General features: G+C 67.9%; 15 protein-coding genes and 3 pseudogenes. 9 read left to right on the top strand and 9 right to left on the bottom strand.

Translation table 11 applies throughout. From position 1 onward, the window contains the following. The first annotated feature begins 186 nt into the window (after nucleotides 1-186). Complete coding sequence (locus C3Y15_RS00965) at nucleotides 187-756, top strand: lipocalin family protein (RefSeq protein WP_124259698.1); 570 nt, start codon at nucleotides 187-189, stop codon at nucleotides 754-756. A gap of 139 nt (nucleotides 757-895) precedes the next feature. On the opposite strand, the gene C3Y15_RS00960 is transcribed toward C3Y15_RS00965, so the two are convergent. Next, nucleotides 896-1,555 carry a carbonic anhydrase gene (locus tag C3Y15_RS00960; RefSeq protein WP_014725781.1) on the bottom strand — a complete coding sequence of 220 codons (660 nt, stop codon included), beginning with the start codon at nucleotides 1,553-1,555 and terminating at the stop codon, nucleotides 896-898. Nucleotides 1,556-1,580: 25 nt separating this feature from the next. On the opposite strand from C3Y15_RS00960, the gene C3Y15_RS00955 reads away from it, so the two are divergent. From C3Y15_RS00955 to C3Y15_RS00945, 3 genes are all read left to right on the top strand, one after another. After that, a complete protein-coding gene (locus C3Y15_RS00955; protein ID WP_134206798.1) occupies nucleotides 1,581-1,838 on the top strand; it encodes a hypothetical protein in 258 nt (85 codons plus the stop codon). A 111-nt stretch (nucleotides 1,839-1,949) separates the two neighbouring features. After that, the gene (locus tag C3Y15_RS00950; RefSeq protein WP_046427413.1) at nucleotides 1,950-2,903 is read left to right on the top strand and encodes a GlxA family transcriptional regulator; all 954 of its coding nucleotides are present in this window, start codon (nucleotides 1,950-1,952) and stop codon (nucleotides 2,901-2,903) included. A gap of 530 nt (nucleotides 2,904-3,433) precedes the next feature. Next, complete coding sequence (locus C3Y15_RS00945; protein ID WP_046427415.1) at nucleotides 3,434-4,075, top strand: response regulator; 642 nt, start codon at nucleotides 3,434-3,436, stop codon at nucleotides 4,073-4,075. Between the two features lie 198 nt (nucleotides 4,076-4,273). Here the strand turns inward: C3Y15_RS00945 and C3Y15_RS00940 are convergent, their stop codons facing one another. Next, nucleotides 4,274-5,515, bottom strand: a complete 1,242-nt coding sequence (locus C3Y15_RS00940; RefSeq protein ID WP_243860155.1) for a sensor histidine kinase — start codon at nucleotides 5,513-5,515, stop codon at nucleotides 4,274-4,276. A 378-nt stretch (nucleotides 5,516-5,893) separates the two neighbouring features. Between C3Y15_RS00940 and C3Y15_RS00935 the strand changes: the two genes are divergently transcribed. Beyond that, nucleotides 5,894-6,343, top strand: a complete 450-nt coding sequence (locus C3Y15_RS00935; protein ID WP_043292624.1) for a DUF3331 domain-containing protein — start codon at nucleotides 5,894-5,896, stop codon at nucleotides 6,341-6,343. Nucleotides 6,344-6,516: 173 nt separating this feature from the next. Then, nucleotides 6,517-6,849 (top strand): response regulator, encoded by a 333-nt coding sequence (locus C3Y15_RS00930; protein WP_045579636.1) that lies wholly within the window; start codon nucleotides 6,517-6,519, stop codon nucleotides 6,847-6,849. Nucleotides 6,850-7,141: 292 nt separating this feature from the next. Here the strand turns inward: C3Y15_RS00930 and C3Y15_RS00925 are convergent, their stop codons facing one another. Beyond that, nucleotides 7,142-7,498: a hypothetical protein gene (locus C3Y15_RS00925; RefSeq protein WP_226092221.1), complete on the bottom strand. Its 357-nt coding sequence runs from the start codon at nucleotides 7,496-7,498 to the stop codon at nucleotides 7,142-7,144. Here C3Y15_RS00925 and C3Y15_RS00920 point away from each other — a divergent pair. Further along, the gene (locus C3Y15_RS00920; protein ID WP_226147637.1) at nucleotides 7,497-8,696 is read left to right on the top strand and encodes an AraC family transcriptional regulator; all 1,200 of its coding nucleotides are present in this window, start codon (nucleotides 7,497-7,499) and stop codon (nucleotides 8,694-8,696) included. The two genes, C3Y15_RS00925 and C3Y15_RS00920, sit on opposite strands and share 2 nt — an antisense overlap. Before the next feature lie 218 nt (nucleotides 8,697-8,914). Here C3Y15_RS00920 and C3Y15_RS00915 read toward each other — a convergent pair whose 3' ends face one another. Together C3Y15_RS00915 and C3Y15_RS00910 are read right to left on the bottom strand one after the other, a co-directional pair. Continuing rightward, nucleotides 8,915-9,811: an oxidoreductase gene (locus C3Y15_RS00915; protein ID WP_059496354.1), complete on the bottom strand. Its 897-nt coding sequence runs from the start codon at nucleotides 9,809-9,811 to the stop codon at nucleotides 8,915-8,917. Next, complete coding sequence (locus C3Y15_RS00910; RefSeq protein ID WP_011880058.1) at nucleotides 9,808-11,028, bottom strand: MFS transporter; 1,221 nt, start codon at nucleotides 11,026-11,028, stop codon at nucleotides 9,808-9,810. Before C3Y15_RS00910 ends, C3Y15_RS00915 begins: the two co-directional genes overlap by 4 nt. Before the next feature lie 138 nt (nucleotides 11,029-11,166). Between C3Y15_RS00910 and C3Y15_RS00905 the strand changes: the two genes are divergently transcribed. After that, a complete protein-coding gene (locus C3Y15_RS00905; protein WP_059496356.1) occupies nucleotides 11,167-12,102 on the top strand; it encodes a LysR substrate-binding domain-containing protein in 936 nt (311 codons plus the stop codon). Here C3Y15_RS00905 and C3Y15_RS32095 read toward each other — a convergent pair. Continuing rightward, nucleotides 12,099-12,425: pseudogene (locus C3Y15_RS32095) on the bottom strand (IS3 family transposase); the annotation flags it as partial. The gene C3Y15_RS00905 and the pseudogene C3Y15_RS32095 overlap by 4 nt on opposite strands. A gap of 63 nt (nucleotides 12,426-12,488) precedes the next feature. Here C3Y15_RS32095 and C3Y15_RS32090 point away from each other — a divergent pair. Then, a pseudogene (locus C3Y15_RS32090) lies at nucleotides 12,489-12,617 on the top strand (IS110 family transposase); the annotation flags it as partial. 6 nt (nucleotides 12,618-12,623) lie between these two features. Here the strand turns inward: C3Y15_RS32090 and C3Y15_RS32085 are convergent. From C3Y15_RS32085 to C3Y15_RS00875, 3 genes and pseudogenes are all read right to left on the bottom strand, one after another. Then, nucleotides 12,624-13,192: pseudogene (locus tag C3Y15_RS32085) on the bottom strand (IS3 family transposase); the annotation flags it as partial. 230 nt (nucleotides 13,193-13,422) lie between these two features. After that, nucleotides 13,423-15,033, bottom strand: coding sequence for a carbamoyltransferase C-terminal domain-containing protein (locus C3Y15_RS00880; RefSeq protein ID WP_059493742.1), 1,611 nt, complete (start codon nucleotides 15,031-15,033; stop codon nucleotides 13,423-13,425). A 31-nt stretch (nucleotides 15,034-15,064) separates the two neighbouring features. After that, complete coding sequence (locus C3Y15_RS00875) at nucleotides 15,065-16,132, bottom strand: HoxN/HupN/NixA family nickel/cobalt transporter (RefSeq protein ID WP_059493744.1); 1,068 nt, start codon at nucleotides 16,130-16,132, stop codon at nucleotides 15,065-15,067. Nucleotides 16,133-16,579: the final 447 nt, after the last annotated feature.

Here is a 16,579-nt window from a genome sequence, read left to right as displayed (position 1 = left end):
TCGGACGTAGCGGTTGAGCGATCGCGGTCGACACGCCGCCTGTCGTGCAGGCCCGCGCGCGTCGCGGGATCTTCAGGCAGATACGAGCGTCGCGCGCGTGCAGATGCACGCGTCGTTCGCGGGAGGCTGCAGCATCCCGTCGGTCGAGTGCACAATGGCCGCACATCGTGCCTGGAGAGCAAGCCAATGAAGCAAAGTACCGTCCGTAGGCCCGCGCGTGCGGTGTGCGTGATCGTCGCCGGCGCAGCGCTGTTGCTCGCCGGATGCGCCGGCCTGGCCGGCGGGCCGAGCGGCAATGCGCAGGTGCCGCAACCGGCCAGGCCCGTCGATCTCGATCGCTACGTCGGCCGATGGTACGAATTCGCGCGCTACGAAAACCGCTTCGAACGGGGATGCGACGGCGTGACGGCCGACTATGCGAAGCGGGAGGACGGCCTCATCGGCGTGCGCAACAGCTGCCGCGAAGGCGGCCCGAACGGGCCGGTGCGGAGTTCCGAAGGGCGGGCGAGAATCGTCGCCGGCAGCGGCGACGCGAAACTGAAGGTGTCGTTCTTCGGGCCGTTCTTCTTCGGCGATTACTGGGTGCTCGATCACGCCGACGACTACGCATGGTCGATCGTCGGCGAGCCGTCGGGGCGGTTCCTGTGGATCCTCACACGCAGCGCGAAGCCTTCTGCCGACGAGGCCGCGGCGCTGATCGAACGCGTGCGCACGCTCGGCTACGACACGAAGATGTTGCGCCGCACCGCGCATTAGGGCGGCCGCGCGAGGTCGGCCGAGCGAGGCGGCGCACGCAAGCCGCATGCGCGCGGTCGATCGAAGCGCATGGCGCGCGCGCCGACCGGCCGGCAACCCGGCTCGCGCCGCACTACTGCCGGCGCGAGCCGGTAAGCGACTAAACCTGCCCGCGATCGCGCGCGTTCACGGCGACCACCGACGGCGATTCCGCAAGCGGGACGAAGCGCCGCGTCGCGCCGTCGAGCGCGTCGATGCCGCCGCTCTCGATGTCGTAGACCCAGCCGTGCAGGTTCATGCGGCCTTGCTCGAGCGCGAGCGCGACCGACGGGTGGGTGCGCAGGTTCGCGAGCTGCGCGATCACGTTTTCGCGCACCAGCCCGTCGAGCTTGGCGCGCGGCGTGTCGTATTCATGGGCGGCATTGATGACCTTCGCGGCATCGGCATGGCGCAGCCAGTTCGCGACGGCCGGCAGATGATCGAGGCACGTGCAGCGCGAAATCGCGCCCATCGCGCCGCAATCGGAGTGGCCGCAGATCACGATGTCGCGCACGCCGAGGACGGCGACCGCGTATTCGACGGTGGCCGACACGCCGCCCGGCTCGGGGCCGTACGACGGCACGATGTTGCCGGCATTGCGGATGACGAACAGTTCGCCGGGTTCGCGCTGCGTGAGCAGCTCGGGGACGACGCGGCTGTCGGAGCACGTGACGAACAGCGCTTTGGGGCTCTGTGACGTGGCGAGTTGCTTGAACAGCGCCTCGCGTTGCGGAAAGATGTCGCGCTGAAAACGCAGAAAACCGTCGATGATGTCTTGCATGCTTGCTCCAAGGCTTCAAGTTCGGATGCCGGCGCAGAAGCGGCACGTGCCCCTGCGCGGCGCGCAATATTATCCCGATATCGAGCCGGTGTGGTATCGCGCCTTCGCGAGCATTCGTGTGGGGGCAGAACGCTCGCGCGCAAATGCTGCTGCGCAGATTCCGCCGGATTTTTGGGGTCGCACCGAAAACGAGAGGGCCGCGCGAAGCGTGCCGCTCGGCACTCGGCGCCGGTTTTCCCGGCTCGCCGTATGGCCATTCTCCCGCGCCGGAAAAATCTTGTAGCATCGCCGGCGTGCCAGCGGGCGGGCAGCGAGCGCCGCTGCCTGCCGGCTTTTTCCTGTTTGTCGCGGTCATGCCGGGTGGGCCGGCGGTGCCGATTCACATGAGGTCAGTATGCGTCGCATTGGGCTCGTCCTCGTCCCGCAGTTCCAGGTGATGAGTTTGCTAGCGTTATCCGTGTTCGACATCGCCAATCTGCGGGCCGGGCGCTCGCTGTACGAGGTCAGCGTCATCTCGGAGGATGGCGGCCCGGTGGAGGCGTCGTTCGGCATGTGCGCGTCGACCCGGCCGGCTCACGCGGCGGAGCTGCACACCGTATTCGTCGGTGCGTCGTTGTCGAAGCCGCCGCTGACCGACGGCATGCGCCAGTTGCTGCTCGATCTCTCCGGCAAAGTCGAGCGGATGGCCTCGATCTGCCTCGGCGCATTTCTGCTGGCCGACGCCGGCCTGCTCGACGGGCGCCGCGCCACGACGCACTGGGCGTACGTCGACCAGTTCAGGGAGCGCTTTCCGGCGGTGAGCGTCGAGAAGGACTGCATCTTCGTGCGCGACGGCAGGATCTGGAGTTCGGCCGGGATGAGCACGGCCATCGACATGGCGCTCGCGATGCTCGAGGAGGATCTCGGCGCGGATGCCGCGCTGGAGGTCGCGAAGGATCTCGTGATCGAACGGTGGCGGCGCTCGGGCGCGCAGCCGCAGACGTCGGTGCTGCTCGAGCATCCGGCGCGCAGCAACCGGATCCACGACGTCATCACCTACATCCGGCAGCATCTCGGCACCGAGCTGACCGTAGAGAAGCTCGCCGACGTGGCGCGAATGAGCAAGCGCCAGTTCACGCGTCGCTTCAAGGACGAAACGGGCCTGACGCCGGCCAAGGCGGTCGATCGCATCAGGCTCGAAACGGCGCGCGATTTCCTGACGAGTTCGTCATGGACCATCGACACGATCGCGCGCGAAACCGGATACGCGGATCCGGAGCGCATGAGGCGCTCCTTCGTGCGCGCGTTCGGACAGCCGCCGCAGGCGCTGCGGCGGCCGGCCGCGACCGAGCCCGTGGATTCCGACTGACGCGTGCCGGCGGATGTCGCCCCCAGCATGGCGCGAAACGAGGGAACTGTGTCCCTCCGCGCGCATCGTTGATAAATAAAATGAGCGCTGTCCGGATGGCATCGGTTCCGGGATGCCGCCGGCCGGGGCCTCGCAGCCGACGGGACGCATCCAGCAGATCTCGCGTCAACCCGTCGACATCGTTTCCGCCAGTTGGACGAACTTTCCGCACCCGATTTCAGTGCCGCGCTCGGCTGCGTTCGCGCATGGGGCGTCGATGCTGGTGCTCGCCGATCCGGCGATGGCGGCCCGGCCACCTCGATGCGACGCGACGCTCGCCGCACGACGGCCGGCCGCTGGTTCGGCGGCGAAGGGACGCGGTCGGTCGGCTGCGCGCCGGGTACGCGCGCGAATGCGCTCGCAGGCAATTGCCCGCGGCCCGCATCGAGCACCGGTGACGCAAGCGCCGTCGGACACGCCGGCGCGAGATGCGTCGCGGCCCGCATTCGCGGCACTGAACCATGACTGAATGGACCGTTGAGACGCAGGATATGGCAGAGGTAGCGACGCAAGACGGTTCGACGCCGGTCGTGTACATCGTCGACGACGATGCCGCGGTGCGCGCGTCGCTCGATACGCTGTTGCGCTCGATGGGCATGCGCGTCGCGACGTTTGCGAGCACCGCCGAATTGCGCGCGACGCAATGGGCGGACGCGTCGAGTTGTCTGCTGCTCGACGTCCGGCTGCGCGGCGAGAGCGGGCTGGTGTTCCAGCAGGCGCATGATCGGCCGCCGGTGCCGATCGTCGTCATCAGCGGCTTCGCCGACGTCGAGGTGTGTCGCAAGGCGCTGAAGGGCGGCGCCGTCGATTTTCTGGTGAAGCCGTTTACCGACCAGGAGCTGATCGACGCCGTGAACCTCGCGCTGTCGCTCGATACGGCTCGGCGTACGAACGACAGCACGCGCCGGCGGCTGCAGCAGTTGTTCGAGCAGCTCACGCGGCGCGAGCGCGAGGTGCTCGCGCACGTGGTCAGCGGGGCGTTGAACAAGCAGATCGCTTCGCAGCTCGGATTGAGTCTGATCACCGTCAAGCAGCATCGCGCGTCGGTGATGCGCAAGATGAATGCGTCGTCGCTGGCCGACCTCGTGCGCAAGTCGGAAGCCATCGGCGTGCACGCGCCGGCGGCGGCTTAGGCGGCGCGGCGATGACGCCGGTTCGGTGCGGTTCCAGTTCGGCTTGCCGATCGAGGTGCCGGGCTCGAACCTGTCGGTGACCGTCTATGGGGGGCGGCCGTCGTGTTGATCCGGCGCTTGGGCGAACCGCGCGTTAAGCCGCCCCGCGGCGACGAGGGCAAGCGTTCAGCAAAACTGCGTCCGGCGCTACGGCGCTCGTCACGCGTCGGCGGCGTCGGCGGGCCGGCGCGCCGGCAGCGCGAACGAGAAGCGGCAGCCCGCGCCCGGTTCGCCGTGTGCCCAGATCCTGCCGTGGTGCGCGTCGACGATCGAGCGAGCGACGGTGAGGCCCATTCCCATGCCGTCGCACTTGCTCGTGAAGAACGGCTCGAAAAGCTGGTCGATCGTCGCCTGTTCGACGCCGGGGCCCGTATCGCAGACGTCGAACACGACTTCGTCGGCATTCGCGGTGACCGACACGCTGAGCACGCGCTCGCGCGACGAACCGATATCGATCGCCTGGATGCCATTGAGCAGCAGATTCGCGAGCACCTGCTGGATCAGAACCGGATCGGCGAATACGCGCGCGTCCGGATCGATCGAACGTTCGATGCGGACGTCCTTTGCGCCGGCTTCGGGCGAGACCAGGAACAGCGCGGCATGCACGGCGTCCGACGCCGCGAACTCGACGAACTGGACCGGCGCCTTGGCGATGAAGCCGCGAATCTTGCGGCATATCTCGGTCGCGTCGCGCGCCCAGCGCGCGGCGCGGGCGATGGCGGCCGTCGCTTCGCCGATGTCGGGCTCGTCGCGAGCGAGCCAGCGCAACGCGGCTTCGGCCGATGAACCGACGGCCGACAGCGGCTGGCTCACCTCGTGCAGGATCGACGCGGACATCTCGCCGAACAGCGACACGCGCGCGGCACGCGCGGCTTCCGCGCGCAACGCGTCGAGCCGGTCGCTGTGCTCCTTCTGTTCGGTCACGTCGAACGCGTAGAAATGCAGGCGCCGGTAGCCGTCCTCGTGCTTCGGCAGCGAGCAGCGCCACACGATCGGCACGCTGCGGCCCTTGAAGGTCAGCAGCGTGCGCTCGCCCTGGCACGCGGGGCTAGCGTCGTAGATGGCGCGCAGCACCGCGCGGTTGCTCAATCGATCGGGCGGCAACAGGATCTGCGCATGCTCGAGGAAATGCGCTCTCGACTCCGCTTCGAACAGGCTCACCACCGCGTCGTTGACGGCCACCAGCGTGTGCTGCGCGCGCAGCTCCGCGACGGCGTGCGGATGCTCGTCGAAATAGCGGTCGAGATCGACGATGCCCGACCGCCGCAGCGCCTGCACCGCCCGATAAACGTGCGACCAGTCTTCGATCAGGATCGGTATCGGCGCCGACAGAAAGAGCTCGCTTTCCGCCGGAGGTGAGTCGCCTGGCGGCTTGAGCGTGAGGGTTGCGGACGTGGGCATGAGGACCAGGTGCTTGCGCTGTGGGCTCGCGTTGCGCGCGAAAAACCGGATGGACAGACGTGACGCATCGGGCCGGCGATCGATGCGTTGCATGTGCGTTCGAATGCAAGTGCAACTATAAGGTAGATCGTTGCGCGTTGCAGTGCGTGCCGCGGGCGGCGGGTAGCCGATCGGCAACCCAAACCTTGGTATGAGACGGCATCCACCACCGGCTGATGGTTCAGACGAAATCGTTCCACTAGACTCGCCTTCGACGTGAGTGAAGGGCGTGGTGCCGCGAAGCGGGGAATCGGCGAGGCGGCAGCTTCGCGGTTTCGTCGGCGCAACGCACCGATGGCGGGCGCCGCATGCGCGGTCGATGCAAGGGGAACGGAAGATATGACGCAGCCAACGTTTGCATACGACGATGTGTTCGAACGTGCACTGATGCGCTTGCTCGATCCGTCGAGAGGCGCCGGCGCGTGCGATGGCGTGGCCGACGCGGCAGCGCGGCGCACGCGGCGCGGGGCGACCGGCGACGTTGCGACCGACGCGGCCGACATGACGGCACCTGCGGCCGTCAAGATCAGGATCGTCGAGATTCTGTCGGCGACGTCGGTCAGTGTGCGCTGGAGCGATCCGCGATTCGGGCATTTCGGCGAACAGGTATGGCGCTGCGTGACCGCGCGGATGGCGTCGCGCTGCGTGCTGACCGGTGTGCCGATCCATTGCGGCGACCGTGTGTACCGCCCGCAGGGGCGCGGCCGTACCGTGCCGTGCAACTGGGACAGGATGATCCACGCGGCGGCCGTCGCGCCGGGCATTTCGTGCATGTCGGACGGTCAGTGACGCACGAGGGACCGCGGCCGGTATCGCACACTTCCACCTGGGCATGACCGTCGCGGCAGCGCGCCGACGATACGTTGCCCGAAATCCGGTTGCGTTCCCGGCCCGGCCGGCGAGCGTGGCGTCACGCGAGACATGCTGTGCACGACAAGACGGTTTGCATCATCGACGATGAAATGGCGGTAAGGCAGTCGCTGGAATCGCTCGTGCGCTCGATGGGCGTGCGCGTGATGTTGTACGCGTCGGCCGAAGCGTTTCTCGCGCACGGAAGCGGCGCGCCGTTGCACTGCATCGTATGCGATATCCAGATGCCCGGTATGTCGGGCATCGAACTGCTCGCGTGCCTGCGCGCGCGCTGCTGCGACGTGCCGTTCATCTTCGTGACCGCGCATCTGAGCGCGCGGCGGCTGGGCGACGCGCAACGCCTCGGCGCATTGTGCGTGCTGGAGAAGCCGTTCGATCCGGGGGAACTCGTGCAGCGGCTGATGTGGGCGCTCGCGGGTTGCTGACAGGGCGGCAGCGGGACACCTTGACTGCGTGCATGCGCTCTGACGGAGGCGCGTTGTGCCGCTTCCACCGTGGTCGCGATCCATTCGCCGGGACGCGTCGGCCGTGTTGCCGTGCAGCGTGCGAGCCGGATGTGGGCCATACCATCGCGATCGTACGGCGCCGACGAGGCGGCGGGCGCCGCCATAGCGAGCGCCGCCGATGCGCCGCTCGCGTCGTGTCCGCCATGCTCCACGGCGACACACTGCCGCGAGCGGCTGTCACTTTAGGCAACACGTGATCGGTGGCGCGCCGTCACGCACGCGCCGCCTGCTGTGCTTCGAACATGCCGTGCAGAAGCTCGAGCGAGATCTCCGCGATCGGCGTGCCGTCGTCGCTCAGGATTTCATACAGCAGTTCACCGGGCCGCGGGCGCATGCTGAACAGCACGATGGCGTCCTCATCGCCGCCGCCTTCGCGATGCGGCGTCTCGCCCGCCGGCGTGATCGTGTAGCTGCCGGCCGGACGCGCTTCCCGCAGGCTGCCGTCGTGTTCGTAGATGCGGTGCTCGCCTTGCACGACGAACGTATGGTTCAGCGATGTATGGCGATGCGAAACGATCTGCCGGCCCGCATCGAACCTGAAGATCACATCGGCGATTCGCTGCTCCATGTCGACGTTCATGATGAAGAACGCGAAGTGCGGGAATTCGCCGAAGGGCTGCCAATCAATTGCGCTGGCGTTGAAATTGCTAACGGTCATGCGTCTGTCTCCTGAATGGATCATGTTCGTTTCCTTGGGGTGGGGCGGAAACGTCCCATCAAGATATGCGCCGGATCGCACCCACACTTGCCATTTCGCGCCACGTGCCGATGCGGTGGTTCACCGGATCGGCGCGATGTCGGCTGTAGGCCTGACGCGCGCGCGGTCGATGGGGCCGCTGGTCGAGGCCGTGGTGCAATGCGGCGCATCGGTCGAGCGCCTGTTCGCGCGGGCCGGCTTGCCGTCGCGATTGATCGACGACCCGGACCATCTGATTCCGCTGCGGGACCAGTTGGCACTGGTCGAGCACGCGCGGCGCGAGCTCGGCGATGCGACGTTGCCGGTGCGGCTGTCGTCGGACGGCGGCGTGAACGTCCTCGGACCGTTCGCGGCGCTGCTGCGGACCACGGCGACGCTCGGCGACGCGATCGACTGCGCGAGCCGTCTGATTAACCGTGCGCTGCAGACGGCCACGAAGATGCAGATCGCCCGGCACGGTCGCGACGCGCGCTGGACCTACCATGTCGCCGAGCCGGTCGAATTCGGCCGGCAGGCGAACGAACTGCTGGCGCTCGGCTATATGCGCGACCTGGTGCGGATGTTCGTCGGCAAGGACTGGCAGCCCGAGTTCCTGGTGATGCCGGGCGAGCTGATGGCGCAGGCGGCGGTCGAACAGGCATTGGGCGTGGGGATCGCGCGCGGCGCAGTGGCCACGCTCGCCATGCCGATGGAGCTGCTCGACGCGCCGAATCCGATGCGCACAACCGGCCCGCTGCGCATTCCGCCGTCGCTGCCGGACGAGGACGACTTCGTCGGTACCGTGACCGAATTGGTTCGTACCAGCACGTTGCTGGACCAACAGGCGCGCGTCGACTGGGTAGCGAAACGGCTCGACATATCGAGCCGAACCTTGCAGCGGCAGTTGGCGATGCACGGGCGCGATTTCCGGACGATTCGTCAGGCGGTTTCCTGTGAACGGGCGCACGCGCTGCTCGCAGCCGGGATGCGCGTGACCGAGATCGCGTATGAACTCGGCTACAGCGATCCCGCGCATTTTTCGCGCGCGTTTCGCGCGTGGACCGGTCGGCCCCCGCAGCGGTGGCGGTAGCGCCGCATTGGCAGTGCGTCGAGGCCGGGATCGCGAACGCGGAAATTCAGCACAGCCGCGTGCTTCGGAGGCGATACGACGGGGAACAGATCGCGGCCACCGTCGATGCAGAGAACGCGCGCATGTCCGTGGTGAATCCGGTCAACCAGTTCGCGATATGCGTCACTGCGTTTGCCGAACGGTGCGGCTCGATTCGCTCGCGTGCCGGTTCCCTGCGCCTAGCCCGGCCCATCGCTGGCGGCGGCAAGCAGCGGTACGACCAGATCGCTGATCGGCGTCGGAATGCCGTGAGATCGACCGAATCGCTGCACGACGCCGTTCCGGCAATCCCATTCGAGCGGGTGACCGTGCTGCCGGTCGGCGAGAATGGACGTGCCCAGATCGGGCGGATAGCCCTGAAATGCATCGACGATTTCCTGCGGCACGTCGTCGCCGAGCTTCGCCCCTTCCGCGCGGGCGACCGTCAGACATTCGCGCAGATAGGCGAGCGACAGATCGGCGATGTCGCTTCGCGCGTACATTCCGGCGCGACGGCCGGTCAGCACCATGAGCCCCGCGACCGCGTTCTGCAGCAGCTTGCGCCACGCGAGCGAGATGAAATCCTCGGCGACCTCGACCGAGCAGCGCGTGCCGCGCAAGGCCGACACCACCACGCTGCTCGCCGGCGTATCGGGCACGGTGAGACGCGGCGCGGCGCGCAGCCACACCGACGCGCCCGACTCGCGTTGCGCAGGAAACCAGACCACCGACGGCACGACCGTCGCGCCCGCCGCATACGGGGCGAAGGCGGCCTGCTGCTCGACGCCGTTCTGCAACACGCAGACGACGGAGTTCGTATCGCTGAGCGCGGTGAGCCATGGTGCGGCGCTCGCCACCTGGGTCGACTTAACCGCGACGAACACGAGATCGAACCGTGCGCGGATCGCATGCGGATCGGTGATGACGGGCCCCGGCACGACGATCTCGCCGCCATCGAAGCGCAATCTCAGTTGCGCGTGCGCCGAGCGGCCGCAGATCGCCGGCGTGCAGCCGGCTTCGTGAAGCGCGGCGGCGATGGTGGTTCCGATCGCGCCCGGGCCCACGACGGCGATGGTTGGATGGTCACGCTTGGTCATCGTGTTCCTCCTGATTGGTCATGCGCCAGATGCGGACGCAGTGCGACGGCGAACGGAAAAATCGCCAGCGCGGTCAATGCGGTGGCATAGGTCGCGGCGCGCACGCCGATCGCGTCGCCGAGGAAGCCGTAGAGCACCGGCGAAAGCGCGCCCGATGCAATCGTCCCCGTGTAGAAGATCGCGAACGCGCGCTCGGTGCGGTCGGGTGACGACATCTCCGGAACGGTTCCGTACAGCACCGACGATGTGCCGTTGAGCATCATGCCGAGGATCGGCAGCAGCACCATGGTAAGCGTCAACGGCAGATACATCACCGCGACGATGCACGCGGCCGTCCCGCCTTCCGTGAGCAGCACCGTGGTCACCACGCCGGTGCGCGCGCCGAGCCAGCCGCACATGAATTTGCCGGCCGCCCCGCCGATGAAGACGAGCGCGAGCGCCGTGCCGACGAGTGGCGGCGACACGCCCTTTGCGTTGAGCAGGAACGGTAGAAACGTGAGCAAGCCCATGCGTACGGCCGTATCGAGCACGCCGATCGAGAACAGCGCGCGGAATCCGCTTCCCACGGCGCCGTCGCGGCGAGCCGGCGCCGCGGCGCCGGCCGTCACGTCGCGAGCCGCCGACGGCACCGCGGGAAACGACGACGCGATGACCGCGGCGAGTACGCAGCCTAATCCGGCGACGATCCACAGCGCGTGACGCCACGGCATCATCGTCGCGAACAGCGAAATGGCCGCCGGCAGCGCGGATTTCCCCAGATCGCCCGAAAAGTTGTAGATACCGAGCGGGCCTCTCGCGTCGCGCCCATAGCTGCGCGACACGGCCGCCGATGCAATCGGATGCTGCGTGCTCGACCCGACACCCGAAAGCGCCAAGGCCGCGGACAAACCGAGCAGCCCGCCCGACATCCCCGCCAGCGCATAGCCCAGCGCGGCCAGCAGCGTGCCGACGGCGAGCGTGGCGCGACTGCCGAAGCGTTCCGCGAGACGCCCCACAGGCAATTGCAGCGTCGCCATCGTGCCGGCATAGACGCCGCGCACGATCGCGAGTGCGGCGAAGTCGAGCCCGAACTCCGCCTGCCACACCGGCAGCAAGGCGTAAATCATGTCCGTATAGCCGTCGTGCAATGCGTGCGCAATGCACGATAGCCACAGCACGCGCGGCCGCGATTGCGCAGCGGCCGCGGCCATCGGAGGGGAAAAATCCGGCAAGCGCATCGTGGTTCTCTCCGTACGCGAGGGAGGTGGGAGCCGCTCGTAGTGTCGATTTCAGCCTCGCCATGCGAATTCTATGACCGAGCTCAATGGCATTTCAATTGAGCTAAAATCGCGCCATTGGAGAGAAAAAGTCACGTCATGGGCGGAATCGGAGAAATTGCGAAGTATCGGGACGAGCTGCCGCCGCTCAATGCGCTGCGCGCGTTCGACGCGGTCGCGCGGCATGGCAGCTTCGCGGGCGCCGCGGTCGAACTGCACGTCACCCACTGGGCCGTAGGAAAGCAGATCCGCTTGCTGGAAGACTGGTTCGGCCGCCCGTTGTTCGACCGTCGGCCGCGCGGCGTCGTGCTGACCGACGACGGCGCCGCGTTGCTCGGCGACGTCAGCAGTGCGTTCGAGCGCCTCGGGACTGCGGCTGTGCGGCTGCGCCAGCACGCATCGACGCAGCGGATATCAGGCGTCGTGCGGGTGAACGTGCCGATGAGCTTCGCGTTTTGCTGGCTGCTGCCGCGGCTCGCCGATTTCCATGCGCGTTACCCCGACATCGACGTGCGGGTGTCGACGACATCGCGCAAGCTGCGCTATGTCGCCGACGCGTTCGATATCGGTGTCCGGTCCGGTGCAGAGGAAGGCGCGAGCGTGGTGTCGCGATCGTTGATGGCCGACTTGCGTGTGCCGGCGTGCGATCCCGCATTGTTGCGTCAGCATCCGATCCAGAGCGTGACCGACCTGCGCCATCACACGCTGCTGCATTCGGCCACCACGCGCTCTGCATGGTCGCACTGGTTGAAGGCGGCCGGCGCTGCCGATCTGCGGGCGGCGCGCCACGTTGAATTCGATCACGTGAATCTTCAGCTCTGCGCGGCCGTCGAGGGCCTTGGCGTGGCACTGGCGTCGCTGCCGCTGATCGGTCGCGATCTCGCCGAGGGGCGCCTCGTGTGTCCGCTTGCGGCGCCGAGATGGCGCGCCGACGACTACATGCTGGTGACGAATGCCGATCGCGGCGCGGATCCGGCGGTAGCCGCGTTCGAGCAATGGATCGAGCGCATGGCGGGCCGCGACGGCGGCGTGTGACTGCCGGGTTGCTTGCAAATCAACCCCAGCTCTTCCATCAAGCGGCCAACCTTGAAGCGGCCAATCGCCGTACCTTCCTCGCGCATCATGCCCATGATGCTGCGACTGCCGGCTGAGCTTCGACTCTCGATGAACAGCTCGCGTACCCGGCTACGCAGTGCCATTCGCTCGGCATCAACACGTCGGGCTCGCCCTCGGTGGGCATACAGGCAGGACCGCGACACGTCGAATACCGCGCAGATCAGCTCGACCGATTCGCTTGCGCCAATCTGATCAATTACTTCGTACGTTCGATGCCTTCCGACATCAAGAGCGCGGTAGCCTAATGGAATGGTCTGCCCCACCTCCTGCGCGATACTAGGCGCGTCCACCCTGGGAGAGCGACCATGAACGATCACCGCGTCTATGTCATTGGCATTGATCTCGGCAAGAATTGGTTCCACCTCGTAGCGAACGACGAGCGAGGTACTGAACTATTCCGCAAGAAGCTCAACCGAGGCCAACTGGCAGAATTTGCGGTCACGGCACAGCGCCTCGGCGCCCATGCGCTTCATCAGCGTGCGCACGCGACGGCGACCCACTTCATGGCCTTCCCGGCGCAACAGGCGCGCTAGCATCCGTGCTCCGGAAAACGGAAACTCCATGTGCTGTTCGTCGATTCGTCGCATCAGCAACCGATCGACCTCGCTGACCGGCTGCGGTCGGTAATACACGCTCGATCTCGCAATGCCAACCAGCCGCGTCTGTCGCGAAACCGGCAGCGCATGCGTACGGTCGATCATCGCTTTGCGCTCAGCAGTCCGGCCTTGCCGAGCGCTCCGGACAAAAAATCGTTCTCCAGTGTCAACTGGCCGATCTTCGCATGCAGCGTCTTCACATCTACCGGCGATTCGTTCGATGCCGGGCCCGCTGCGCCGAACACATCCGCAGCGCGCTCCTGCAACTGCCGTTTCCATTCCGTGATCTGGTTCGGATGCACATCGAACTGCTGCGCCAGTTCGGCCAGCGTCTGCTCGCCTTTGACCGCTGCCAGCGCCAGCTTTGCTTTGAACGCCGCCGCTGAGTGCGTCCGTCCGGTTCTCTTCGTCATTTCCTCGGTTCCTTTGCCAGCATTATCTCTGGCTCTGGCCCCGGCCAAACCACTTATCCGACTGTCCGAATTTGCGCGGCCACCTTTGGTCTGCGAGGTGATGAACTGGCCCGCTCGCGACAAGTGCGGCGCGCAGAGTCTCGACGAGCACTTCTCGGTGAACTACATCGGCCGCCGCATTGCGCAGTTCGGCTGACACGTGCGCGGCACGTTCCACCCGAGCGCCCGCATCACCGTTTCTCGAGCAGCCGGTCGCCGATCCACAGCGCGTCGATGTCGTTGCGCGCGAAGCCGCGCAGCGCATCGGCCGGCGTCTCGACGAGCGGCTCGCCCGCGACGTTGAACGACGTATTGAGCAGCACCGGGATGCCGGCCACGCGTTCGAACGCGCGCAGCAACCGATGGAGATGCGGGTTGTCTTGCGGCGAAACGGTCTGCGGCCGCGCGGTGCCGTCGACGTGCGTGATCGCGGCGAGGCGCGCGCGCCACTGCGGCCGGACCGCGCAGATCCGCAGCATGTACGGGCTCGGCGTGTCGAGCTCGAAATAGCGCGCGGCGTCCTCGACCGGAACGCATGGCGCAAACGGCCGGAACGCCTCGCGCCGCTTCACCCGCAGATTCATCCGGTCGCGCGCGTCCGCGTGCGCGGGGCTCATCAGCAGCGAGCGATTGCCGAGCGCGCGCGGGCCCATCTCGGCGCGTCCGGCGTGCAGCGCGACGCACTGCCCGGCGGCCAGCAGCGCCGCCGTGCGTTCGGCCAGTTCGTCGATCGTGCCGCGCGTGTCGCGGTAGCGCGCGCGGTCGGGCAGTGCGGCGAGCGCGGCGTCCACGTCCGCATCGCCGTACGGCCGTCCGCCGTACGGAGAAAACGGTCCGGGCCGAAACGGCACGCCCTGCACACCGTGATACCCCCACAGCGCCGCGCCCAGCGACGTTCCGCAATCGGCGCCGGCCGGCCCGGCGAACACCGCGTCGAAGCCCGCGTCGCGCCACACCAGATCGTTGGCGCGCCCGTTGAGCGACACCTCGCCCGCGAGACAGAGCCGGCGCATCCCGGTCGTCTCGCGCACGGCCCGCGCGAGATGCAGCATGGCGCGCTCGCATTCCCGCTGCGCCGCGCGCGCGAGCGTGGCGCGCGCGGCCAGGCTTTCGTCGTCCGTCGCGCCCGCGCGCGGCGACAGGCCGAACAGCCGCACGCCGTCGGCATCGCAGCGGGCGCCGTAATCCACGGCCAGGCCGTCGAGGCGTCCGCCGAGGTCCGGTGCGGCCGCATCGTCGCCATACGGCGCGAGCCCCATCGTCTTGCCGGTTTCGTGCGCGCCGAAGCCGATCGCGACGGTGACCGCCTCGTACAGCGCGCCGATGCCGCACGACGCGCTGCGCATCACGGGCTCGATGCGCCCGTTCCAGCCGATCCACACGCTGTGCGACGACGGCGTCGCGCCTTGCTCGCGTCGATGGCCGTCGACGACGAGAATCGCGGCTTCGTCGAACGGCGAGCAGTAGTACGCGGCGGCGGCATGGCAGAGCGCGTGTTCGACGCGCAGCTGCGGCACGGTATCGACATATGGCGACAGTGGCGCGGCCTGCCCGGTGTCGACGCACGCGACGAGCGACGGGCGCGCGTCGGCGGGCAGGTCGAGCGCGATGCGGCACGCGTCGACCGCGGCGGCGGGATACGCGCCCGACTGCTTGATGCGGTCGAAACGCTCCTGCCCCGCATGCGCGATGCGGCGCGCGCCGGCCGCCGTCGCGACCCATGCGGCGCCGGTGTTCGGCGCGGGGCCGGTTTGCACGCCCAGCACGCCGTCGGCGTGCGCGGGCGGAATTCGGTGTGACATCGACGACGTACTTCCCTGAAAATCGCGGCGCCTAGCCTTGATCGTGCTCGGCGAGCGGCGCGAAGCTGCCGCGCCTGAACCGATAGATCGCCGCGCACACGAGCCAGCTCGCCGCGCACAGCACGACGATCGCGTAGCCGAGCGCGCCGAGATGCGCGTTCAACGCATCGACGACATCGCGGAACGCGCCGCGGATCCCGAACGTGTCGCCGAGCAGCGCGAAGCCCTCGACGCAGCCGATCAGCAGCGCGACCGCCGCGGACAGCGCGGTGATCCCGACGTTGTAGTAGAGCTTGCGCACCGGCTCGCGGAACGCCCAGCCGTACACGCCGAGCATCAGCATGCTGTCGGCGGTGTCGACGAGCGACATGCTCGCGGTAAACAGCGCCGGAAACACCATGATCGACCACGCGGACATCCCGTGCGCCGCGCTGGTCGCCGAGATGCCGAGCACGCCGATCTCGGTGGCGGTGTCGAAACCCAGCCCGAACAGCGCGCCGAGCACGTACATGTGCCAGCTTTTGGTGACCATCCGGAGGACCGGCCGCAGCAGCCGTGCGAGAAATCCGTGGTGGTGCGGCGCCGTGTCGGCATGCGCGTCCGCGTATCGCTCGCCGCGTTTCACGCGGCGCAGCGTGCGGACGACCGAATGCAGCGTCACGAGGTTCGCGACGGCGATCGCGAGCAGGAACGTCGTCGACACGAGCGTGCCGATCGTGCCGGCGATGTCGTGAAACGCGGCGAGGCGCTCGCGCAACCCGAAGGCCGCGGCCGCGATGGCGGCCGACGCGACGATCACGATGGTCGAGTGCCCGAGCGAGAACATCAGCCCGACGGTCAGCGGACGCCGGCCTTCGTGCATCAGCTTGCGCGTCACGTTGTCGATCGCGGCGATGTGGTCGGCGTCGACCGCGTGGCGCAGCCCGAACGTGTAGGCGAGCACGCAGGCGCCCATCAGCGTGGGCTGGCCGCCGAACACGGCGACGGCCCAGCCCCAGGCGGCCAGGTTGAACGCCGCGAGCGCCGCGAGCAGCAGGACGAGCTTGCCGCGCGCGCCGCTTGCGCGAACGCCGGCGCCGGGCAGGACGGGCGCGGTCATGACGACCGCCGGCGCACGGCCGGTACACGGGCTGCCGCGTGCGGTGCGGCGCGCTCACCGTGGCGTGACGGCGCGAGAGGCGCGGCGCATGAGCGTCGCTGCGGCGGGAGGAAGGCGTTCACGGGAAGTTCCATCGTGTCTGGGTCGAAGCGGTTGCGTCGCCGCGCAATGGGCCAATGGCGCGTGCGGCAGCGGCCCGCATTGTGCCGCTTTGCTGAACCGCGCGCCATGAGCGGCACATGCGCGGCACATGAGCGCGCGGCGCGACAAAGCCGCTGACTCATGCAACTTCCGTTCCAATTGGAATCACGCCCGACCGCGCGCATATGCCGCCGGGCATCGCCGCCGAGCCCGGCGCCGCGTGCCGCCGCGCGGCCGTGCGAACGCGCTGGTCACGCCATTGCCAGTTTGGCTGGCCAACCGGATGCGCCGTGACTACCCGCCCAA

It is taken from the genome of Burkholderia sp. B10 (genome assembly GCF_004368385.1).
In the GTDB taxonomy this organism is placed as follows: domain Bacteria; phylum Pseudomonadota; class Gammaproteobacteria; order Burkholderiales; family Burkholderiaceae; genus Burkholderia; species Burkholderia vietnamiensis.
This window is presented reverse-complemented; position numbering and strand designations above follow the sequence as displayed.